This window comes from Streptomyces sp. NPDC085944 (assembly GCF_040686295.1).
In the GTDB taxonomy this organism is placed as follows: domain Bacteria; phylum Actinomycetota; class Actinomycetes; order Streptomycetales; family Streptomycetaceae; genus Streptomyces; species Streptomyces salinarius.
Map to the genome: position 1 here is coordinate 98,091 of NZ_JBFBJX010000001.1, position 20,799 is coordinate 118,889.

18 protein-coding genes are annotated in these 20,799 nt (G+C 71.1%); 10 read left to right on the top strand and 8 right to left on the bottom strand.

Annotated elements, in window-relative coordinates:
- Positions 1-70: 70 nt before the first annotated feature.
- Positions 71-2,029: an AMP-binding protein gene (locus AB0P07_RS00495; protein WP_365543081.1), complete on the top strand. Its 1,959-nt coding sequence runs from the start codon at positions 71-73 to the stop codon at positions 2,027-2,029.
- Here the strand turns inward: AB0P07_RS00495 and AB0P07_RS00500 are convergent.
- Together AB0P07_RS00500 and AB0P07_RS00505 are read right to left on the bottom strand one after the other, a co-directional pair.
- The gene (locus AB0P07_RS00500) at positions 2,013-2,657 is read right to left on the bottom strand and encodes a methyltransferase domain-containing protein (protein WP_365543084.1); all 645 of its coding nucleotides are present in this window, start codon (positions 2,655-2,657) and stop codon (positions 2,013-2,015) included. The genes AB0P07_RS00495 and AB0P07_RS00500 overlap by 17 nt on opposite strands.
- A gap of 154 nt (positions 2,658-2,811) precedes the next feature.
- Positions 2,812-3,015: a cold-shock protein gene (locus AB0P07_RS00505; protein ID WP_004984723.1), complete on the bottom strand. Its 204-nt coding sequence runs from the start codon at positions 3,013-3,015 to the stop codon at positions 2,812-2,814.
- Between the two features lie 292 nt (positions 3,016-3,307).
- On the opposite strand from AB0P07_RS00505, the gene AB0P07_RS00510 reads away from it, so the two are divergent.
- Entirely contained in the window at positions 3,308-4,156 is an 849-nt protein-coding gene (locus tag AB0P07_RS00510) for a menaquinone biosynthetic enzyme MqnA/MqnD family protein (RefSeq protein ID WP_102929603.1), read from the top strand.
- 532 nt (positions 4,157-4,688) lie between these two features.
- Positions 4,689-4,850, top strand: coding sequence for a hypothetical protein (locus tag AB0P07_RS00515; RefSeq protein ID WP_365543087.1), 162 nt, complete (start codon positions 4,689-4,691; stop codon positions 4,848-4,850).
- Between the two features lie 312 nt (positions 4,851-5,162).
- Here the strand turns inward: AB0P07_RS00515 and AB0P07_RS00520 are convergent, their stop codons facing one another.
- Both AB0P07_RS00520 and AB0P07_RS00525 read right to left on the bottom strand, forming a co-directional pair.
- Positions 5,163-5,804: a hypothetical protein gene (locus tag AB0P07_RS00520; protein ID WP_365543089.1), complete on the bottom strand. Its 642-nt coding sequence runs from the start codon at positions 5,802-5,804 to the stop codon at positions 5,163-5,165.
- Complete coding sequence (locus tag AB0P07_RS00525; protein ID WP_365543092.1) at positions 5,801-10,375, bottom strand: FtsK/SpoIIIE domain-containing protein; 4,575 nt, start codon at positions 10,373-10,375, stop codon at positions 5,801-5,803. Before AB0P07_RS00525 ends, AB0P07_RS00520 begins: the two co-directional genes overlap by 4 nt.
- A 287-nt stretch (positions 10,376-10,662) precedes the next feature.
- Here AB0P07_RS00525 and AB0P07_RS00530 point away from each other — a divergent pair, with 287 nt between their 5' ends.
- On the top strand, positions 10,663-10,965 hold the full coding sequence (locus AB0P07_RS00530) for a WXG100 family type VII secretion target (RefSeq protein ID WP_030145321.1): 303 nt from the start codon (positions 10,663-10,665) through the stop codon (positions 10,963-10,965).
- 517 nt (positions 10,966-11,482) lie between these two features.
- Here AB0P07_RS00530 and AB0P07_RS00535 read toward each other — a convergent pair.
- Positions 11,483-12,247 (bottom strand): hypothetical protein, encoded by a 765-nt coding sequence (locus AB0P07_RS00535; RefSeq protein ID WP_365543094.1) that lies wholly within the window; start codon positions 12,245-12,247, stop codon positions 11,483-11,485.
- Positions 12,248-12,507: 260 nt separating this feature from the next.
- Between AB0P07_RS00535 and AB0P07_RS00540 the strand changes: the two genes are divergently transcribed.
- Complete coding sequence (locus AB0P07_RS00540) at positions 12,508-13,083, top strand: hypothetical protein (RefSeq protein WP_365543097.1); 576 nt, start codon at positions 12,508-12,510, stop codon at positions 13,081-13,083.
- Here AB0P07_RS00540 and AB0P07_RS00545 read toward each other — a convergent pair.
- Positions 13,072-13,677: a hypothetical protein gene (locus AB0P07_RS00545; RefSeq protein WP_365543100.1), complete on the bottom strand. Its 606-nt coding sequence runs from the start codon at positions 13,675-13,677 to the stop codon at positions 13,072-13,074. The two genes, AB0P07_RS00540 and AB0P07_RS00545, sit on opposite strands and share 12 nt — an antisense overlap.
- A 169-nt stretch (positions 13,678-13,846) precedes the next feature.
- Between AB0P07_RS00545 and AB0P07_RS00550 the strand changes: the two genes are divergently transcribed.
- Together AB0P07_RS00550 and AB0P07_RS00555 are read left to right on the top strand one after the other, a co-directional pair.
- On the top strand, positions 13,847-15,211 hold the full coding sequence (locus AB0P07_RS00550) for a putative T7SS-secreted protein (protein WP_365543103.1): 1,365 nt from the start codon (positions 13,847-13,849) through the stop codon (positions 15,209-15,211).
- Entirely contained in the window at positions 15,208-15,954 is a 747-nt protein-coding gene (locus AB0P07_RS00555; RefSeq protein WP_365543106.1) for a hypothetical protein, read from the top strand. The genes AB0P07_RS00550 and AB0P07_RS00555 overlap by 4 nt, the downstream gene beginning before the upstream one ends.
- Before the next feature lie 46 nt (positions 15,955-16,000).
- Here AB0P07_RS00555 and AB0P07_RS00560 read toward each other — a convergent pair whose 3' ends face one another.
- Together AB0P07_RS00560 and AB0P07_RS00565 are read right to left on the bottom strand one after the other, a co-directional pair.
- Positions 16,001-16,306, bottom strand: a complete 306-nt coding sequence (locus AB0P07_RS00560; protein WP_365543109.1) for a hypothetical protein — start codon at positions 16,304-16,306, stop codon at positions 16,001-16,003.
- A gap of 146 nt (positions 16,307-16,452) precedes the next feature.
- Positions 16,453-17,346: a hypothetical protein gene (locus AB0P07_RS00565; protein ID WP_365543112.1), complete on the bottom strand. Its 894-nt coding sequence runs from the start codon at positions 17,344-17,346 to the stop codon at positions 16,453-16,455.
- A 500-nt stretch (positions 17,347-17,846) separates the two neighbouring features.
- Between AB0P07_RS00565 and AB0P07_RS00570 the strand changes: the two genes are divergently transcribed.
- Genes AB0P07_RS00570 through AB0P07_RS00580 form a run of 3 tightly spaced genes read left to right on the top strand, consistent with a single transcriptional unit; the run spans position 17,847 to position 20,775 of the window.
- Positions 17,847-18,563 (top strand): hypothetical protein, encoded by a 717-nt coding sequence (locus AB0P07_RS00570; protein ID WP_365543114.1) that lies wholly within the window; start codon positions 17,847-17,849, stop codon positions 18,561-18,563.
- A gap of 17 nt (positions 18,564-18,580) precedes the next feature.
- Positions 18,581-19,471: a hypothetical protein gene (locus AB0P07_RS00575; RefSeq protein ID WP_365543117.1), complete on the top strand. Its 891-nt coding sequence runs from the start codon at positions 18,581-18,583 to the stop codon at positions 19,469-19,471.
- Entirely contained in the window at positions 19,468-20,775 is a 1,308-nt protein-coding gene (locus AB0P07_RS00580) for an ATPase, T2SS/T4P/T4SS family (protein ID WP_134654610.1), read from the top strand. The genes AB0P07_RS00575 and AB0P07_RS00580 overlap by 4 nt, the downstream gene beginning before the upstream one ends.
- Positions 20,776-20,799: the final 24 nt, after the last annotated feature.

Consider the following 20,799-nt stretch of genomic DNA (forward strand, 5'->3'; position numbering starts at 1 on the left):
GCAGTGACTGCAGGAGCAGCGACCGCAGAAGCAGAAGCAGTGTCTTTGCCGCACGTCCCAGGAGCCGCCCGTGTCCACCCCGCTTCCCTCCTTCGCCGCGTCCGCCGCCTACGCCGACTCGCCGGGCCCCACCCTGGTGGCGCCCGAGACGCGGATGCTGGACGGGGCCGTACGGGAGGCGTACGTACCGCCCTTCGCACCCCCGGTGCGCCGCGGGTCCCTCGCCGACCTGCCCTTCGACAACGCGGCGGCGGTCCCGGGCCAGGTGGTCCTCAGCCGCCGCTCGCCGGACGGTGCCTGGTCCGACGTGACGGCGGCCGAGTTCGCCGGGCAGGTGCTGGCGGTGGCCAAGGGCCTGATCGCCGAGGGCCTGACACCGGGCGACCGCATCGCGATCATGGCGCGGACGACGTACGAGTGGACGCTGCTGGACTTCGCCGCGTGGGCGGCCGGCCTGGTCACCGTCCCGATCTACCCGACCTCCTCGCTCTTCCAGACCCGCTGGATCCTCCAGGACTCCGGCGCCGTCACCCTGGTCACCGAGACGACCGCGCAGGCCGCCGCCCTCGGCCCCGAGCTGGACCGCATCCCCGACCTGGGGCACCTGTGGGTCATGGAGAAGGGGCACGTGGAGCGGCTCGCGGAGCTGGGCGCGCGGGTGCCGGACGCGGAGGTGGAGGTGTGCCGCGGCATGCTGAGCCCGAGCACCCTGGCCACCCTGATCTACACCTCGGGGACGACCGGCCGACCGAAGGGCTGCGCGCTCACCCACGGCAACTTCTTCGCCGAGGTCGACAACGCGATCGAGCTGCTCTACCCCGTCTTCAAGGCGGAGACCGGCGAGGAGCCCTCGATCCTGCTCTTCCTGCCGATGTCCCATGTCTTCGGCCGCATGGTCGCCGTGGCCTGCGTCCGCGCCCGGGTCCGCCTCGGCCACGCGCCGAGTCTGAAGCCGGAGGACCTGCTGCCCGACCTGGCGGCCTTCCGCCCGACCTGCCTGCTGACCATCCCGTACATGCTGGAGAAGGTCTTCAACAGCGCCCGCGCCAAGGCCGAGTCCGGCGGCCGGGCCACGGTCTTCGACCGCGCCGTCTCGGTGGCGGTGCGCTACGGCGAGGCCAAGGAGGCCCGCCAGACCGGCACCGGCGGCGGTCCCGGCCGCGGCCTGAAGACCTCCCGCTCCTTCTACGACCCCCTCGTCTACCGGAAGATCCGGGGCGCCATGGGCGGCCGGGTCAAGTACGCCATCTGCGGCGGCTCCCCGCTCGGCCGCCGCCTGGCCGCCTTCTACGCCGGGGCCGGCATCGAGATCTTCGAGGGCTACGGCCTCACCGAGACCACGGCCGCGGCCACCGTCACCCCGCCGCTCAAACCGCGTCTGGGCACCGTCGGCTGGCCCCTGCCCGGCACCCGCGTCCGCATCGCCGCCGACGGCGAGATCCTCGTCGCCGGCGAGCAGGTCCTGCACGGCTACTGGGACCCGCAGGCGGGCGGCGTCGTCCCGGCCGCCCCCGACGGCTGGTTCGCCACCGGTGACATCGGCAGCCTGGACGACGAGGGGTACCTGACGATCACCGGCCGCAAGAAGGAGCTGCTGATCACCGCGGGCGGCAAGAGCGTCGCCCCGGCCCCGCTGGAGAACTGGCTGCGCGCCCACCCCCTGATCTCCCAGTGCATCGTGCTGGGCGACCGCCGCCCCTACGTCTCCGCCCTGTTCACCCTCGACCTCGACGGCCTCACCCACTGGCGCCGCATGAACGGCAAGTACCCGGTGCCGCCGGAGCTGCTGGTGGACGACGAGGAGGTCCACGCCGTCCTCCAGCGCGCGGTCGACGAGGCCAACAAGCTGGTCTCCCGCCCGGAGTCCATCCGCCGCTTCGCGATCCTGCCCCGGGACTTCACCGAGTGGGAGGGCCATCTGACCCCCTCCTTGAAGCTGCGCCGCGACGTGATCATGCGGGACTTCGCGCGGGCGGTGGAGGGGCTGTACGAGGGGCAGGACGGCCGGGGGATCAGCGGCGGGCGATGAGGCAGGCCTGCGGGACCTGCGAGGACGTGCCCGCCTCCTGGACGCGCACCGTCCGGGACAGCACGGTGAAGCCGGCCTGCTCCAGCAGCCGAGCCATCGGCTCGGGCTGCCGCCGTTCGAAACCGAGGGCGACCGGATGCCCCCAGGGACGGTCGTGGTGGAGGGGCTCGTCGCCGACCTGGAAGCCGAGCAGCAGGTGCCCGCCCGGGGCCAGCACGCGCCCCATCTCCGCGAAGAGGTCGGGCAGCCGCTCCCACGGAGTGTGGATCGACGAGTACCAGGAGACGGCCCCCGCGAGCGCGCCGTCGGGCAGGTCCAGCTCCAGCATGGACCCCTGCTCGAACCGCAGCCCCGGATTCTCCCGGCGCGCGATCGCGAGCATCGACGCGGACAGGTCGAGGCCGAAGACCCTGAGGCCCAGCGAGGCGAGGTGCGCGGTGACCGGCCCGGGGCCGCAGCCGAGGTCGGCCACCTGCCCCTCGGGTCCCACCAGCTCGGCGAAGGCGCCCAGCAGCGCCCGGTCCAGCGGGGCGTCGTCGAGCACGGTGCGGAAGCGGGCGTGGTAGTCCTCGGCGACGGCGTCGTAGAAGGTCCGGGTGGTGGCGACGAAGGCGGGGTCGATGGTCATGGGCGGACCCTAGTGGCAGCCTCCGACAGCCACGGACACAGCCCCTGACACCGCCGTTGACAGCCCGGTTCCGGCGGGAATTCACGGAGAATTCAGAAAGGGCAGGAGCCCCGTCACCGAAAACGGCGCGGGGCTCCTTGGGTACTGCTGTCAATCAGACAGGAGTGACATTCTCCGCCTGCGGGCCCTTGGGGCCCTGCGTGACGTCGAAGGACACCTGCTGGTTCTCCTCGAGGGACCGGAAGCCGGTCGCGTTGATCGCGGAGTAGTGGACGAAGACGTCGGGGCCGCCGCCTTCCTGGGCGATGAAACCAAAGCCCTTTTCGGCGTTGAACCACTTCACGGTTCCGGTAGCCATAAGCCCTCCTTGGGCCCAAAGGGTTGCCCTGCTCCAGAACCAGCAAGTGTGAAGACTGTGAATGCCGCACAACTGCATACGTCTAGGAACGACGAGAGCCCGCGGTCACATGCTCCGCAGGCTCTGTACTGCAAGGGAAACCAAACTGCAACTTGCTGTGAGCCTAGCACGCAGGGGCCCCCGCGCAACAGAGGTCAAGATCACTTCACCCGAACGTTTGAACCCCTGCGCCGTTCGGCTGACGCCGGGGGTCGGCGACCGGCGGATCCGGGGGGAGGGCTAGCCTCGCGATGTGGACAATTCTCGCACCCGGCCGCGCGTCGGCCACATCCAGTTCCTGAACTGCCTGCCCCTCTACTGGGGGCTCGCGAGAACAGGCACGCTTCTCGACTTCGAGCTGACGAAGGACACCCCGGAGAAGCTCAGCGAGCAGCTGGTGCGCGGTGATCTCGACATCGGTCCCGTCACCCTGGTCGAATTCCTGAAGAACGCCGACGACCTCGTAGCGCTCCCCGACATCGCCGTCGGCTGCGACGGCCCGGTGATGTCCTGCGTGATCGTCTCGCAGGTCCCGCTGGACCGCCTCGACGGTGCCCGGGTCGCCCTGGGCTCGACCTCGCGCACCTCCGTACGGCTGGCCCAGCTCCTCCTGGCGGAACGGTTCGGCGTGCAGCCGGACTACTACACCTGCCCGCCGGACCTGAGCCTGATGATGCAGGAGGCCGACGCGGCCGTCCTCATCGGGGACGCGGCCCTGCGTGCCAACATGATCGACGGCCCGCGCTACGGCCTCGACGTGCACGACCTGGGCGCCCTGTGGAAGGAGTGGACGGGCCTGCCGTTCGTCTTCGCGGTCTGGGCGGCCCGGCGGGACTACGTGGAGCGCGAGCCGGTCATCGCCCGCAAGGTGCACGAGGCCTTCCTCGCCTCCCGGGACCTCTCCCTGGACGAGGTGGAGAAGGTCGCGGAGCAGGCCGCCCGCTGGGAGGCCTTCGACGAGGACACCCTCGCGAAGTACTTCACCACGCTCGACTTCCGCTTCGGCGGCCCGCAGCTGGAGGCGGTCACCGAGTTCGCCCGCCGCGTCGGCCCCACCACCGGCTTCCCGGCGGACGTGAAGGTCGAGCTGCTCCGGCCCTGACACGCCCGGGCACCCGGCCCGCGCGGCCCACTACCCTGCTGGCAGACACCGGCCGACGTACGGGGGAGAGGCGGCGCCGTGCGGCCGCACCGGCGGGGGCCGAAGGTACCGACGGCCGCGGGGACCGCGCCCTTCGGACCCCGGGAGGCGTCTGCCCCCGTTCCGCAGCCCTCCGGTCCCGGGGACGCATCCGCCCCGGCCCCGCCGCGCGCCGTGACCGACGGGCGGCTGAAGCCCACGGGTCCCGATGCCCCGGGCTCCCCCGACCCCGCCCCCGATGCCGCCCCCGCCCCCGATGCCGACGCCCGCGCCGCCTTCCACGGCGTCGCCCGTACCCGCGCCTGCGCCTTCCACGGCGTCGCCCGTACCCGCGCCTGCGCCTTCCTCCGTCCCCGGCCCGAGGGATCCGGAACCCGGCGCCGGCCCGGGCCCGTCGCACCCTCCGGGCAGCCTCGCCCTCTCCGTCGCGGCGACCTCCACGCAGGGTGCCGGCGGACGGGGCCGACGGCTCAGCTGCACGGTGGCGCTCGCGGTGGCGGGCGCGCCGGCGGCGGTGACGGTCGGGTCGGTGTTCGTCCTGGACCTGCTGCCGGGCTCGGGCGGCGACGCGAACAACGCGGGCGGCGACGACGGCTCCCACGAGCCGCCCGCCGCCACCGCCGGCACCCTGCCCGGGCGTTACGTCGGCACCTGACAGGGCCGGGCCGCCGCTCTGAACGGCAAGCTGCCGCTGGGCACCTTCCGCATCACCATCGAGCAGGCCGATGTCGGCGAGGAGCTGGGCAGACTCCGCCAGACCGACGCGCTGGGCGGCGTCCGCGTGGACGTGATCGCCCTCAAGAAGGTCACGAAGAAGCAGATCGTCGCCGATTCCGTCGGCGCCGAGGGCAACCACGACGGCTGCAACCCCGCGCCCACCACCGTCACCTTCACCCGGTCGGCGACGACCTCGACTACGCGTCGAGGAGCGAGGAGTCGGGGCACCCGAGGGCACGGCTGTCGAAGATCAAGTAGAGGGGCCGCGAGCGGTGCCGGCCGGCGCGGACTCCTCCCGCAGGACGTAGCGCCAGAGACATGCGACCAGTACGGCCGTCACGACCACGGCGGCCGCCAGCCCGACGGCCCACAGGTACGGGAACTCCTCGTGCACCCAGCAGGCGCCGCCCTCGCGGTGGCAGACCCCGTCCCAGTCGCGGCGGCTCCTGGGCCGCCAGGTCGCTCCGATCAGGCCCGCCACCAGCCAGCCGGCCACGAGCCCGGGCAGTCCGGCGACGGCCCAGGCGAGTGAACGAGGTCTGCTCGCGCGCCACTTCATGCGGGTCAGCGGCGCCACGAGGGCGGTGAACGTCAGCGGCAGGAGCGCCCCCAGGGTGGCGCCGAAGGCGTACCCGCCGCCCGGCCAGGCGGGTGCCAGGGCGCCCCACACCCGGTGACCCCATCGCATGTCGACGAAGACCAGCGGCAGCAGGAGGGCGAGGAACGCGGCAAGGAACCCGACGGCCCCCAGGCAGCCGAAGAGCCCGCCCCGGCCCCGACGCCGGGAGTCGGACCGACGTAGGGACGAACGCCCGTCGCGCCGGTGCTCGTACCGCAGGGCGGGCCCTGCCGCCCGTCGCCGCCTGGGCCGGGCGGAACCCCGGCCACTCACCCCGGCACCACGACCGTCCGCAACTCCCCGTCGCCGAGGTGCAGCATGCCCTTGCCCGGTGTGACCTGGCCGCCGACCATCTGGCGCGAGATGCGCAGCCCGATGAGGTCGCCGCTGGAGGACTCCTGCGGGGAGAGCAGGATGCCGCGGCGGGCCTTCTTGGCGTCGACCTGCCAGCCGGAGAAGCCGCTGCACACGTCCTCCTCGTCACCGGCGATGACGAGGGCGAGGCCGCGTTCGGCACCCCGGGAGACGATCTTCTTCATCTGGCTCTCGGCGTCGCAGTCCTCGAGGATCTCGCCGTCGTCGACGAGGACGGCGATGGGCTCCTCCGGGCTCGCCCCGTCGATCAGCTCCTCGAACTCGTCCTCGTCGATGTCGTCCCCGGTGAAGACCTTCAGCACGCCCTCCGCGCCGTCCAGTTGACGCACCGGCGACTGGCGGGGGGCCGCCACGACCAGGCGGGTGCCCTGGGCGAGGAGCGACTGGGCGACGTTCATCAGCACCGTGGAGCGGCCCGACTTGGCCGGCCCGGCGATGACGAAGGACGGCACGCCGTCGGCGAGGTCGGGGCCGAAGCCGACGATCTCGTCGCCGCCGATGCCGATCAGCGCCCACAGCTTGGAGCGGGACGCCTCCGGGTCACGCATCTCCCAGGCCTCGGGGAAGGAGATCCGGCTGGGCAGGCTGTCGACGCGGAACGGCCGCCGGGCGCGCGGAACGCCGGCGTCGCGCGCGGTGGCGGCCTCGCCGATCGCGCCGATCGCGGCGGCCTGCCCCTGGCCGGTGGTGTCCTCGGAGAGCAGCGCGAACTGCGTCTCCGTACCGGCCTCGTTGCGGAAGGCGCGGCCCGGCGGGATCTCCTCGGGCACCTTGCGCGCCGGGATGCCGAGCGAGGCGAAGTCGCTGCGGTCGGCCAGCCGCAGGCCGTACTTGTCCTCGGTGAGGGTCGCGATACGGCCCACGAGCAGGGTGCGGTCACCAGTGAGGATCAGGTGGATGCCGACGCTGGCACCCTCGCGCATCATGGTCTGCAGCTCGTCGGTCAGCGACCCGTGGTCGACCTCGCCGAGGGTGGGCACCCAGCCCTCCCAACGGTCCAGGAGCACGACGATGTGCGGCAGCCGTTCTCCCTCCGCCACCGAGGCGCGCTGCTCGCCGATGTCCGCGAACCCGGCGTCCGCCAGCAGGTCCTGACGGCGTGACAGCTCGCCCTTGAGCCGGTTGACGAGCCGCACGACCCGCTCGGTCTGGTTGCGGCCCACGACCGCGCCACAGTGCGGCAGCCGGGTCAGCGCGTTGAGCGCGCCGTTGCCGCAGTCGATGCCGTACAGGTGTACGTCGGCGGTCGAGTGGGTGCGGGCCAGCGAACCCGCGATGGTGCGCAGCACCTGGGAACGACCGCTGCGCGGAGCGCCGCCGATCATCAGGTGCCCGAAGCTCGCGAAGTCCACGACGACCGGGCGGCGGGCCTGGTCGGAGGGCAGGTCCTCGATGCCGTACGGGGCGGGCGGCAGCTTGCCCGGGGCGGCGCCGGCGAGAGCGGGGACCTCGATCTCGTCCAGCAGCAGCATCTCGTCGAGGGCCGGCAGCCAGGGGCTGTGCTGGGCGGGAATGCCCATGGACCGGTTGGCGTCGCGCACCGCGTCCACGAGCACCTTGAGGTCGGTGATCTCGTCGTCCTCGCGGGACTCCGTCTTCGGCCTGGTCAGCGCCGCCCGGCCCAGGTCCTCCCAGCCCAGCGGCCCGACCCAGGGCGCGAGGGCGGCGGGATCGGCGGCGCCGGGCCGACGGCCACCGACCCGCCCCGACTGGAACGGGACGAGGGAGGAGTGACCGAGGCGGACGTAGGCGCGGCCGGGGGTGTTCTTGGAGATGTGCCCGGCCTCGGGCGAGTCGATGACGTCGGACGACTCGCCGCCGTCGGTCACGCGCAGCGCGATGCGGAGGTTGGTGTTGGCGCGGATCTCGGGGGAGACCACACCGCTGGGCCGCTGGGTGGCGAGCAGCAGGTGGATGCCGAGCGAACGCCCTCGCTGGGCGATGTTGACGAGCCCGGTCACGAAGTCGGGCAGGTCCCGCACCATGGAGGCGAACTCGTCGATGACGATGAGCAGTCGGGGCACGGGAGCATGCGAGGGGTCGCGCCGTACGAGGTCCTGGTAGTCCTCGATGTCCTTGGCGTCGGCGGCGGCGAGGATGTGCTCGCGCCGCTTCAGCTCGGCTCCGAGCGACTCCAGGGCGCGCTCCACCAGGTGCGCGTCGAGGTCGGTCACCATGCCGACGGTGTGCGGCAGCTTCACGCAGTCCTTGAACGCGGATCCGCCCTTGTAGTCGACGAGGACGAAGGTCATGTTCTCGGGCGTGTTCGCGACGGCGAGGGCGGCCACGATGGTCTGCAGCAGCTCGGACTTGCCGGAACCGGTGGTACCGGCGATGAGGCCGTGCGGCCCGTCCTTGCGCATGTCGATGCCGAAGGGGCCGTCGTACGACTCGCCGATGACGGCCATCGTCGACTGGCCGCCCATCCGCCACCGCGCGCTGATCGCCTCGGCCGTCGGCGGCTCCAGCTGGAGCACGTCGAGCAGCCGGCTGGCGCCGGGCAGCGCGGAGTCCTCGGTCTCGCCGCTGATGTCGCGCAGCGCGGACAGCGACCGTGCCAGCCGCAGGCACCAGGAGGGCGTGACGAAGTCGGGCCGCACGTCGGTGATCCGCTCGACCCCCGCCTCCTCGACCCGAAGCCGCAGTTTCTCGGCGCGAGCCCGCTGCTCGGGCTGGGCGGGGGCGTTGGTGTGCCACGCCTGGAAGGACGGGAAGCCTCCGGCGGCCTGCCGGGCGGGCTGCGGCTCGTCCTGCCGCTGCCCCCCGCTCTCCTCGGCCTTCGGCTCGGCCACGACGAACGCCTGGCACTCGCCCGGCAGAAACCGCTCCTCGGCGTCCAGGCAGACGGCGAACATCGACACGGCCGGCCCCTCGCGCAGCAGTCGTACGACGCCGGGCAACGACCGCAACCGCCGCGACCCGTCCCACACCACCACGATGTCCGGATCGGCGAAGCTGGACCCCTGCGCGCCGCTGCCCTTCTGCTCGGCCGCCTTCTTGCGGGCGTCGAGGATCTGCGTCAGCTCGCCGATGCGGGCGCCGACGGTCTCGGCGTCGGTACCGATCAGGACGTTGACGTCCTGTCCGCCGGAGGGCCGGGAGTGCGGCAGCCACCGCACCCAGTCCCACTCGCTCCGCGCGGAGTTCTCGCTCAGCACGTAGAACTGCACGTCCATCGGGCTGTGCAGCGCGGCGGTCTGCGCGACGGCCCACCGGCCCAGCGACCTGGCCGAGTCCCCGGGCCCGGCGATGCCGACGACGCCGAGGCCGCGCAGCGACAGCGCGACGGGCGCGTCCTCGATCTTCCAGGTGACCTGGCGCCGGTGGTCGTCCTGCTCGGGGTCGTCGAGCACGACCTCGGACGGCAGCCGCCCGGTCCCCACCCGCAGCAACAGGTGATCACGGTCGGTCCGCCGCCGCTCCCAGAGCCGCGTCCGCGGTCCGGTCGCGACGGACAGGACGACCGCCGGGTCGGGGATGGCCTGCCGCCGGTCGTCCCGCTCGGCGACCAGCGCGTCCTGCGCGTCCTTCTCGATCCGCGCCTTCTGCTCCTCGTACTCCTTGACCTGCTTGGCGTGGGACTTGCGCCCGTGCTTCTTGTCGTTGAAGTAGTTGGCGAACAGCAGGATCGGGCTGAGCCCCGCCATGATCAGGTAGTACCAGCGTCCGAACACCGCCACGGCGACCACGGCGCCGACGAGCGGAGTCAACGCCATCAGCCAGGGCAGCGGCCGCGCCTCGTACTCGCGGGGCGGCGAGGGCAGCCGGAAGTTGGTCTGCCGCTCGGGCGGACGCAGCCGGGGCGGCCGGTTGTAGTCCAGTCCCACCCCGTCCTCGGACCACTTGAGCGCGGCGTTGGGCGGCGCGTACCGGGCCAGCTCGACGAGCGAGTTCCCGACCGCTATCTGTCCCCCGAGCGGCCAGTCGTCCCCGTCCCGTTCCTTGACGGACTCCCCGTCGAGGGTGACGCCCTCCTTGCCGCCGTGCACGGCGACCCTGCAGGTTCCGTCGGTGGCGACGGAGAGGGTGAGGGCGCGGGCGTCGACCTCGGGATCCTCGATGCGGACGTACGCGGCCGGTCCGCTCCCGATGTCGTACTTCCCGACCCCGAGCCGGTGCACGAACCCGGCCCCGGGGCCGCCGACGACCCGCAACTCCACGAGCCCGGTGGGCTCCCCGGGCAGACACCCCGAGGGATCCTGGAGACTGACGACGGCACCCTCGCGCAACGGCGACCCGACGACCGTGGCGGACGGATCGACGGCGTACCCGTCGACATAGACGAGCGGTGCGCTGCCGGCACCCGCCTGGCCCTGATGCCCGATCGGAATGACCTGCGCCCCCGCGACCCCGACCTGCTTGGCCAACTCCTCGGCGATGTCCCCGACGGTGGACTCGGGATCGGCGTCGAGCACGACGTCGGCGGTGCTACCGCCGTACGGATCGACGACGGTCAGGGTCAGTCGCACGCTTGTCCTCCCCGGGCGAGCCCCTGCGGCCGCTTCCACACCACGACTCACAGTCCAGGCGACGATATCCGCTGGGTGTCGCGGTCGGGCAACAGGGAGGTGACCGGACGTTCCCGTTGGCAACGCAGGGATGTGACACCACTGGCCTCCCCCGTAAGCTGCTGCCTCAAGAGCGGACGATCACACCGGTCGTGACATGCGACCGGCATGACCGGTGCGCCGGTTCGGTCCGCAAACGAAGGAGCCACGGGGGTTGGCCCTGCGGCGTTGTGAGAGGAAGCGGCTTCATGGCCAAAGACCTTGACATCACATATCAGGACATGCGGGATGCCGCCAAACATGTCGTGAAGGAGAAGGAAAAGCTTCAGGAGAAGCTCGACGGCCTCCGCAAGTACATCGCGAACCTGGTCGAGTCGGGCTACGTCACGAAGTCCTCCTCCAAGGCCTTCGACGACAACTTCGACGAGTTCACCCGCGGCGCCAAGGACACCCTCGACGGCCTCGACGGCATGGGCGACTACCTCACCACGGCCGCCGACAAGTTCGAGCAGATCGACGAGGAACTGGCGAAGCAGGCGCGGAGCAAGTGACTCGCCGCCGGTAGGCGTGCGCGTCTCCGCGCTCAGCGGCCCTTGGAACTCGGTTCCCGGGGCCGCTCGTCGCCGAGGGGCCGCCGACCGCCGGCGCGGGAAGGGCACCGACGGTCGGCGGCCCCTGCGGTGACCGCGGAACAGGACGGCCACCCAGTGCACCGGACCGGAGGGCGACTGCCTGACGGTTCCCGCGTACATCAAGGACGGCCGCGCGGAGCACACTTCCGGTGACGGCGACGTTCGTGCCGACCGCCGCCCAGATCCACCCAGCGGGTGCGGCGCGCTCCAACCGGGGGGTACCTCTCCTTCGGGGTCGTGCAAGACCCGGGCCCGGTCCCCGGGCTATGCGCCACGACAGCCACCGGCCGGTCCCCGCGACGACGGCGCCGCCGTTCCGGCACGGCTCACAGGTCGAGTTGGCCCTAGCCTGCGCCGTGGACGCCACGACGGCGTCGATCCACGTGCCACGCTGCTGCAGGGCACTGGCCGCGGTCGAGTCAAGAGGGCCCCGGCATCAGCGGGAGGTGGGGACGGGCCAGGTCTTCTCCTCCGAGACTCTCGCCCGGGCTTCCCGTAGCGCCCACGTGTAGTGCCGCAGCCCCTTGCCCACGCCCCAGAGGCCGACAGCGGCGATCGCGGCGCCCGCTCCTGTCACGGCCACCTGAGTGTAGGCATCGCCATTCTCCTGGCCGAGGCCCGTCAGGGCGACCAGGACCAGGAGGACCCCGGCCATGAGCGGCGCGACGGGCGCCATCATCCACATGAGGGCCTTGCCGGACAGGAAAACCAGATACCGGCGTCCGTCCAGGGGGACGGTGTGCTTCCAGGGCTGCCCCGCGCGCATCAGGTCCCATGTCGTGGCAAGTGGCGGCGGGATGTTGCCGGGCGGCAGCGCGCGGGCCGGAGGCAGGCGGTCGAGCACCGTCCACGCCTCCAGCAGCCGATGCGCGGCGCGGCCCCGCCGTACCACGCGCCTGAACACGGCGGCGGCCGCTGCCGCTGCCAGGAGCGAGACGATCACGAACACGCCGGCCACGAACAGGTCTGCTCCTTCGGGATCGTCCAGGTCGAGGTACCAGCCGAACCCCACCCACGCGCAGCACCAGCCTCCCGCAACCACCGCCGTGGCCAGCCAGGACCACAGCATGTTCCGCAGCGCCATACTGCGCGGGGCCAGGACGTCTGCCGCGGCGGACCGAGCGGTGAGGAGCGCGGCCCGGTCGTACCAGGCCAGGGTCCGCGGGTCGGGTGGCAGGTCGTGCGGGTTTCCAGGGCTCATGAAGACGCACCGTCCTCGGCGGATTCCGTCTTCTCCGGCATCTCGAAGTCGATGTACAGGGCACCCATGATTCCCCAGGTTCGCTGTCGTCCGTGCTCGCTCTTGCGAACCAACGCTATACAGCCCGTAGGTGGCGGGTCCGGGGGCCGTTGCGGAGCGGCATCGCCCGGCGGTTCTCCGCGCCGACTGGGCAGGCCGGTTGCCGGAGGCGTCGTATGCCACGATGGGCTACCCCGTGCGTGCCGAGGCAGGAGGTAGTCATGGACGAGCGGCATCTCCTGAACGAGCTGATGAAGGCGGTCGCGGAGGAAGCGGAAGAGTTCTCGGTCAGACCGTATTTTCCCGGTCTGAGTAAATTCGCAGCCTTCGCGTATGTTGCCCAGGGTTTCGGATACCGCTATGTCGGACACGCCCCCGGTACCGCGGCGCTGAACAATCCGTTCTTCCTTTTCGCGCGCATGCCCGATGCTCGTGAGCGGGTCGCCGCCCTTCAGGCGGTCCATGGTGATAGTCGAGGCAGGACCCCACTGCCGGGAATGCGCCCGGGACTCGGACTCACGCCGGTTCCGGAGGTGCGACCTCAAGTGGACCTTCTCCACTCGCGGATGGTCGTCGACGCGAGCGGTCGCTACAGTCCGCGCGTACTGAGCAACGTGCTGCTGCTTCCGCTGGTCATGGCCGTGTTTCTCCTCTTTCCGGGGTACACGGTGGAACGGGTGATCGTCGCCCTGGGCATCTGGCTGGTGTTCCTGTTCCTCTACTTCGTCGGGCTCGTCGTGACCCGGCTCCGTCGGGCGAGGCACCTCGCGCGGCTTTCCGCAGCGCTAGGCGAGTGAGGGGTCCGGGGGCCAGTCGACTCCGGAGTCCCGGAGTACGCGACTGTATTTCGCGTACCGGCGTCGCGCGATGACGAGGCCCGTCAGCCACAGTGCGGCGAAGAACAGCCAGATGGCGCCGCACACGAGCAGCGACTCGGCGCTGAAGCCGGTCTGGGACAGGGGAATGAGCATGGCCACGAGGAGGACAAGAAGAGCGGTCAGCCCCCGCCGCCGATGGGTGCGGCTGTAGTCGACCATGATGCGGGCGTGCAGGAGATCGACCTCTTGCTGCACCTCGGGCAGTGGCCGCAAGCGGCTGCCCCCGGGGCGCATGCCGGGCAGTGGTCCGCCCGCCGGGGCGGCGGGGTGGTGCTGCGCGCTCCGCGCCGCCCGCTCTGGTGCGTCCGGCAGCCGGCGGAAGGCGAAGTACGGGTTCGGGCTCCCTTTCGGAGAGAGTGGGGAGAGCCCGTCGTACCGGTACCCGTACTGCTCGGCGACGTAGGCGAAGGCGGCGAACTTCCGCCACGAGCGCTGCAGGTTGCGGGCGTCATGCCGTTCGACGTCCTGGGAGCCGTCCCGCAGCAGTGCTCTGAGCTGGGGCTGCAGGAACATCGGACCAACCTCCTGAGACCGGGTCGTTGTACGGCGCCGGAGCGCCGTTACCGTGTGGTCGGCGAGATGGTGCAACCACTCGCCCCACGGATAGCTTCCTATCACTGGGCCAAGCAAGCTCCCCGCGGTGGGAGGCGTTCGACACACAGGGACACACAGGGGGACAGAAGTGGGTTCGTCCAAGTACCCCAATCTGGGATTCGATCCGGCTCCGGGAGATCTGGAGACGGTGCGGCTGATGGTGGGCGCGATCGGCCGGGTCAGCCGCGAGAGCGGCACGGCGCACACACAGCTCAGCAAGATCGGCACCTCCGACGGTATCTGGTCGGGCAAGGCCGCCGACGCCTTCGCGAAGTCCGTCGACAAGATCCCGCCCTACCTCAAGAAGGCTCTCGACTCGGTCGGATCCGCCCACCGGGCCCTGTCCAACTGGGAGACCAGTCTGGACGGGTTCCAGTCGAGGGCCCGTGCCCTGGAGGAGGAGGCGGCAGCCGCGGCCCGGAAGGTCAGTACGGCCAAGGGGGGCCTGGACGGCTTCCCCGACGACACGTCGGGGATGACGGAAAAGGAGAAGGAAGAGCACGAGAAGGACAAGAAGGGCAAGAAAGCGGCCTACGACTCGGCGAACGGCGAGTTGGAGGCGGTGCGAGGACGGGCGCACACCCTGCACGCGGAGTACGTCATCGCGGCCGACGCGACGGCGCGCACGGTCAAGCAGGCCGCCGACGACGCCCCGCCCGAGCCCGGCTGGTTCGACGACCTCGTGGACGGCTTCACCGAATTCCTGTCCGACGCCTGGAACGTCCTCAGCGACCCCAACTTCTGGAAGCTCGTCGGCGACATCCTCGCCGACATCGCCATGGTCATCGGCGTGGTGTGCCTGGTCGCCCTGATGCTGGGCACCGGTGTGGGGGCGCTCGGGCTGATCGGGTTCATCGTCGGCGTCGGTGCGCTGGCCGCCCACGGTGCCGCTATGGCCGGCGGTGCGGAGGGCGTCACGTGGCAGACCCTGGCCTGGGACGCCCTCGGCGTGGTCGCGGGCGGTGCCTCCCTCGGCGGGGCGAAGCTGGCCCAGGCGGGACGGGCGCTGGTGCAGTCCGGACGCTCCCTGCGCGCTTCGCAGGGGCTCATGGCGACCCTGGGCAGGATCGGCCCCGGCGGGTGGGGCAACATCGCGAAGATCCCCAGCGGCATGGCGAACTCGATGCGCGGGTTCGCGACGGCCGGCAAGGGCTGGGTGCACGTCGCCACGGGCAAGACCCTGGACGTCGTCGGCACCGTGACCGGTGCGGGCTTCGCGTTCGGCTCCAACACCAATGAGGGCCGATGGCTGGACGGCGACTGGAACATCTCCGACATACCCGTCGTCGGTCCCGGGGCCGGTTTCGTAGACTACGAGGCGCCGGACAACGAGCCTAAGGCGATGGCGCCGGGTCCCCTGGGCCCCCGGTTCGACAGCACCGCCACGCTGACGTCGGCCGGCGAGAGCTTCACCAAGGGCCTCCAGCCCGACAACTTCGGGACCGCCGCATGACCCGCTCACCGATCGACGCGGCCGCTGCCCGCCAGATCCCCTACGCGTTCCAGTACACGGTCCCCGACGAATTCGTGCGGCTGCCGGACCCCGCGGCGGTCGAGGGCTGGGACGAGGCGCTCAAACGACTCGTCCCGGACGCCGACGACGAGCAGTTGGCTTCGGCTACGCAACAGATGCGGGCCACGCTCCCTGGACTCTCCGCGGGCGGGGACGACACCGTCGACCTGACGGCGATGTGTCTGGGCACTGAGGACGTCGGTGGCGAGGAGCGACTTTCGATGGGCCTGCTCGCGGTCACCGTGAAGCCGAGCGGGCACCACGACCGGTTGCTGACGGCCGAAGGCATCTACCGGTCCAAGCACCACAGGTTCTTCGCCGACGAGAGCGAGCCGCAGGAGCTGGACTTCGACCTGGGCAAGGGCGTGCAGGGACGACAGGACATGCTCCTGGCGGTCAAACTGCCCTCGGGCCCGGCCGTGATGTCGGCGTCACTGCGGCTGCTCACCCTGCCCGCGAGCTTCGTCACCGAGAGCGGGGTGCTGGACGACACGGGAGCCGACGAGGTCGTACGCCCGACCCTGCCGGTGGCTTCACTTCAGTTGGTCGTCCCCGCGCCGCGCGACTACTGCGTCTACGTGACGATCTCCACGCCGTCGGTGTTCCTGCTCGACTCGTACTGCGGGCGGCTCGCCCAGATCGGCCGGACCTTCACCTTCGACGTGGGGAAAAGCCACCGCTGAAGCCGGTTGCCCGAGGGAAGTGCCAAGCTGCTCGTGCTACTTCTGGCTACTTCTTGCCCTCGTTCTGCTTCTTCTTCAGTTCGTCGTACAACTTCCGGTCGAGCTTGGTGAACTCTTCCGAGGACTTCTTGGCGAACTTGGAGACGCCCTTGGTCAGCTTGGACAGCTGACCGAAGCCGTAATCCCAGGAGTCCGCGAAGTCGTCGCACGCGGACTCGAGCCCGCCGTGTCCGATCTGTTTGGAGTCGGCGTGCTTCATCTCCTTGGAGGCAGACTTCATCTGACCGCCGCTGGTCTCCAACGTGCCCGCCATACCAAGGACCTCATCGCTCGCGAAGCGTAGAAAGGACAACCGGCTCTCCCCTTCCTTGTTCTGTTCTCCCGATGAGCACGGTGGCCGAGCGTACCCCGGCCCATCGGTTGACGGATGGGATCTCCTGGACTGTCGCCGGTGTGGGGCGATGCACGAGTACTCCGCTTCATGGAGTGGGGTGGGGGTCAGTTGTGGCCGTCGAGCAGTGCGCGCAACTGCGGGGAGAGTTCCGGTACACGTGCACCCGCTGCCTGTGCCGCCTCCAGTGCCTTGACGTACCGCAGCGCCTCCTCGCGCAACTCCTCCTTCTCGCGCCCCTGGCGGCGGCCGGCCAGCCAGACCCAGACGGCCAGGGGAACGAGGAGAAGGGCCGCGTATCCGGCCCCGGTGCCCACGGTGGCGGCCCAGGTGGCGCCGCCCGCGCCGGCGAGGACCAGAAGACAGCCCGTCTCGTCGTGCCAGCCGCCCGCGTCTGCCATGTGCTCGTAGTACGCCACGGCCGAGGGCTTCGGCGGTACGGATGCGGAAGCGGTGGTCGGCGCCGGTGAATCCGTTGCCGGTCCCGGGAGCGCCTCCGTTGCCGGTTCCACCGGCGGGTACGTCGGGATCGGGGCCGCGCCCTTCCCGCCGTCGCCCGCAGGCCGGCCCTCCAGCCACGGCGGTATGTGTGCCAGCGGGATGCCGTGGGCCCGGGCGATGCCGAGGACCTCGCGGTAGCCGGCGAGGGGGCCGTTGCGCAGGGCGCGCTTCCACTGGGTTCGCGCGTGGACGAGCAGGGCCGCGCCGACGACGGTCAGGCCGCCCGCGGCACCCACCACGGCGAACAGGTGGGCGTCGAGCGCCGGGGACAGCGGGATGCCGACCGGCAGGAACAGGCCCGCCACCAGTGCCAGCAGCCCCAGCCAGGCCGCCGGTCGGCGATGTTCCCTCTCCAGGGCCTCGCGCCGGTCCGTCAGCAGCGCGGTCACGGCCGCGTCGTCGGTGTAGTCGACGTCGTAGCGGGCGCCGATGTCCCGCGCGGCATCCCGTACCCGGGCGTCGGACCTCAACGCCGCGCCGCTCACCGGCAGTAGACCCATCCCCGTCCCCGCTTCCTCCGCGTACGCGCTCCGTCACCGATCCGAGCGAAGATCATGGCACGGGCGGCCGGGGCCCTCGTGAGTGAATCGTGCAGGGGTCATGGGTGCACCGTGATGAACCGCACGTGGACGGCCTTCAGCTCTGGCCGTCCGTGATTCGCGCGAGCACAGTGGAAGGGGCTGCCCGGTGGGCGGTGCTCAAGGGGGTCCCGCGGGTGCGAAGTTGCAGCTGGGTAACGGTGTAGGGGGTGAGTGTGCAGAGACTGGGCGTGCCTTGAGGGGCCTATGTGCGGCTGATACGGTGCGATGGCTTGACACTCGCCTTACTGCTGGCTATTTACCCAGGTCGGGTGGGTGCGTCAGGGGATGTCCCGGGACGTCATCGGTCGGGCGGGCACGGGTGGAGTGTCCGAAATTGCGGATGATTCTGCTTACTTGGGCGATCGGTGCCCGAGGCGGTACGTGGCAGACAATTTCTTGGTTGTACGGGGAGCGGTTGCGTGAAGATCCAGGAGCGTACGGGGGCGGGCGCGGGACGTTCCGCGGCTCCGGCTCAGCCGTCGGTCGGTGACCGGCTTCCCAGCCCTCCTCGCGAGCGCAAACCGGCGCTGGCCGCGCTGGCGGTGCTGCTGATCCTGCTGGGTGCGCTGGGCGCGACGATGCTGGTGCTGCAGGTCGGTGAGCGGGTCTCGGTCGTCAAGGTGACGGCCGACATCCAGGCCGGCGAGTCCGTCGGTGACAACGTGACGTCCGTGATGGTGGCCTCCGACGACAGCATCAAGTACGTCAAGTGGTCGCAGCTCGAAGCCCTCAAGAAGCTGAAGGCCAAGTCCCCGATCTACGCGGGCACGGTCGTGGTGGGGCAGATGTTCGGCGAGAAGGCGCAGGTGCCCGAGGGGAAGGCGTCGGTCGGTCTGGCTCTCAAGGAGGGCCAGTACTACGCCGGCATCAAGAGCGGTGACACGGTCGCCGCGTACCGCGTCGGTACCAGCGGCTCCAGCGGCTCGGACTCGTCCGACAAAGACTCCTCGGCGTCCTCCTCCGGCAACGGTCTCATCGCGAACGCTTCGGTGGAGAGGGTCAAGGGCGACAGCGGCGCCACCGTGAGCACCGGCAGCACGTCCATCACCCTCCTCGTCGACGAAGGCGACGCGGCCGCTCTCGCGTGGGCCTCGGCCGCGGGCGAGGTCGCCCTCGTGCGCATCCCCGCCAAGTAGAAGGCGACGAAGAAGCCATGGCCCTCATCGCCCTCGCTGCCGACAAGGGTTCCCCCGGCGTCACCACCGCGGCCGTCGCCCTCGCGGCGGTCTGGCCGCGCCGTGTCCTGCTCGCCGAGGCCGATCCGGCGGGCGGCGACCTGGTGTACCGGTCCGCCGCCGCGCACGGCGGTCCGCTGAACCCGAACACCGGCATGCTGTCGATCGCCGCGACTGCCCGCCGCGGTCTCGTGCCCGACCAGCTCTGGGACCACGTGCAGCCGCTCAGCGGTGGCCTCGAGGTCCTCGTCGGACTCGGCATCTCCGAGCAGGCCGCCGGGCTCGCCGGCCTGTGGCCCACGCTCGGCCGGGCCTTCGCCTCGCTCGCCGACTCCCCGAACGCGCCCGCCGACGTCATCGCCGACTGCGGCCGGATCAGCGGGGACTCCCCGGCGACCGAGCTGTTCCCGCACGCCTCCCTCGTCCTCCTCCTCTCCCGCACCGAGCCGGAGGCCATCGCCCGGGTCCGGGACCGGGCGGCGGCGCTGTCCAACAAGCTGCACGGTGGATCGCGCGGGGCATCGAGCCTCGGTCTGCCGCTGATCGGCGTCGTCCTCGTCGCCGACACCAACAACGCCGCGAAACTCTCCGGCCAGGTCACCGACATGCTGGTGCACGCCCAGACCGGCGCCCGCGTGGTCGGCACGATCGCCGACGACCCGGCCGGCGCCGACCAGTTGGCCGGGCGCAGGCGCGGACGGCTGGAGAAGTCGCTGCTCATCCGCTCGGCCCGCAAGGTCACCTCGGACCTGTACCAGCAGTTCGGTGCCGCCTGGTCCGTGCCCACCGGCCCCGCCGGTCACGGTGCCCCAGGTCCCGCCGGGCCGGCCGGCACCGGCATGTCCGGCCACGCGGGGGCCGGCCGATGACCGCTGTCGACCACTCGTTGGTCAAGCGGTTCCGGCAGGACGCCGGCGACCGCATCGCCGAGCAGCGCCGCCAGGACCAGGTCGCCGGCGTCACGCCGATGTCCACCGAGGACGAACGGCACTACGCCCGCGCCGTCATCGCGCAGATACTCGAGGAGTACGCCCGCGCCGAGATCAACGCCGGGCGTACGCCGCTGGACGCGGAGACGGAAGAGGCGTACGCGGCCGCCGTGCACGCCGCGCTCTTCGGCGTCGGGCGGCTGCAGCCGCTCCTCGACGACCCCGAGGTCGAGAACATCGACATCAACGGCTGCGACCACGTCTTCGTCGGCTACTCCGACGGGCGCGAGGTGCGCGGTGAGCCGGTCGCCGAGACCGACGAGGAGCTGATCGAGCTGATCCAGATCCTCGGCGCGTACTCGGGCCTGTCCTCCCGCCCCTTCGACTCGGCCAACCCGCAGCTGGACCTCAGGCTGCCGGACGGTTCGCGTCTGTCGGCGGTCATGGACGTGGCCCGGCGCCCGGCGCTCTCCATCCGCCGCGCCCGCCTGGGCAAGGTCTTCATCTCCGACCTGGTCGGCAACGGCACCCTCACCCCCGAGCTGGGCCACTTCCTGGCCTGTGCGGTCCGGGCCCGCAAGAACATCATGATCGCGGGCGCCACCAACGCCGGCAAGACGACGCTGCTGCGTGCCCTCGCCAACGAGATCCCGCCGCACGAGCGCCTGATCACCGTCGAGCGGGCGTTGGAGCTCGGCCTCGACACCTTCCCCGAACTGCACCCGAATGTCGTGGCGTTCGAGGAGCGGCTGCCCAACTCCGAGGGGCAGGGCGCCATCAGCATGGCGGAACTGGTCCGCCGGTCCCTGCGTATGAACCCCTCCCGCGTCATCGTCGGTGAGGTGCTCGGCGACGAAATCGTGACCATGCTGAACGCGATGTCGCAGGGCAACGACGGCTCGCTCTCCACGATCCACGCCAACAGCTCCCACGAGGTCTTCAACCGCATCTCCACGTACGCCCTCCAGGCGACGGAGCGGCTGCCGATCGAGGCCAGCCAGATGCTGGTGGCGGGCGCCGTCAACTTCGTCGTCTTCGTCCAGCGGCGCAACGACTTCCAGAGCGGCGGCCGTCTCCAGCGCATGGTCACGTCGGTCCGCGAGGTCAACGGCGTCGACGGCCGCGTGCTGTCCAGCGAGGTGTTCGCCGAGACGCCCGACGGCCAGGTCGTCCCGCACGCCCCCATCGCCTGCCTGGAGGAACTCATCGCCTACGGCTACCGGCCCAACGGAACGTGGGGGTGACGGACATGAGTGACACGACCACCA

Bases quoted from the DNA above. Each gene is read 5' to 3' on its own strand.
- AB0P07_RS00580 (WP_134654610.1), top strand. From the start codon at position 19,468: ATGACCGCTGTCGACCACTCGTTGGTCAAGCGGTTCCGGCAGGACGCC.
- AB0P07_RS00575 (WP_365543117.1), top strand. From the start codon at position 18,581: ATGGCCCTCATCGCCCTCGCTGCCGACAAGGGTTCCCCCGGCGTCACC.
- AB0P07_RS00565 (WP_365543112.1), bottom strand. From the start codon at position 17,346: ATGGGTCTACTGCCGGTGAGCGGCGCGGCGTTGAGGTCCGACGCCCGG.
- AB0P07_RS00505 (WP_004984723.1), bottom strand. From the start codon at position 3,015: ATGGCTACCGGAACCGTGAAGTGGTTCAACGCCGAAAAGGGCTTTGGT.
- AB0P07_RS00530 (WP_030145321.1), top strand. From the start codon at position 10,663: ATGGCCAAAGACCTTGACATCACATATCAGGACATGCGGGATGCCGCC.
- AB0P07_RS00535 (WP_365543094.1), bottom strand. From the start codon at position 12,247: ATGAGCCCTGGAAACCCGCACGACCTGCCACCCGACCCGCGGACCCTG.
- AB0P07_RS00545 (WP_365543100.1), bottom strand. From the start codon at position 13,677: ATGTTCCTGCAGCCCCAGCTCAGAGCACTGCTGCGGGACGGCTCCCAG.
- AB0P07_RS00540 (WP_365543097.1), top strand. From the start codon at position 12,508: ATGGACGAGCGGCATCTCCTGAACGAGCTGATGAAGGCGGTCGCGGAG.
- AB0P07_RS00500 (WP_365543084.1), bottom strand. From the start codon at position 2,657: ATGACCATCGACCCCGCCTTCGTCGCCACCACCCGGACCTTCTACGAC.
- AB0P07_RS00555 (WP_365543106.1), top strand. From the start codon at position 15,208: ATGACCCGCTCACCGATCGACGCGGCCGCTGCCCGCCAGATCCCCTAC.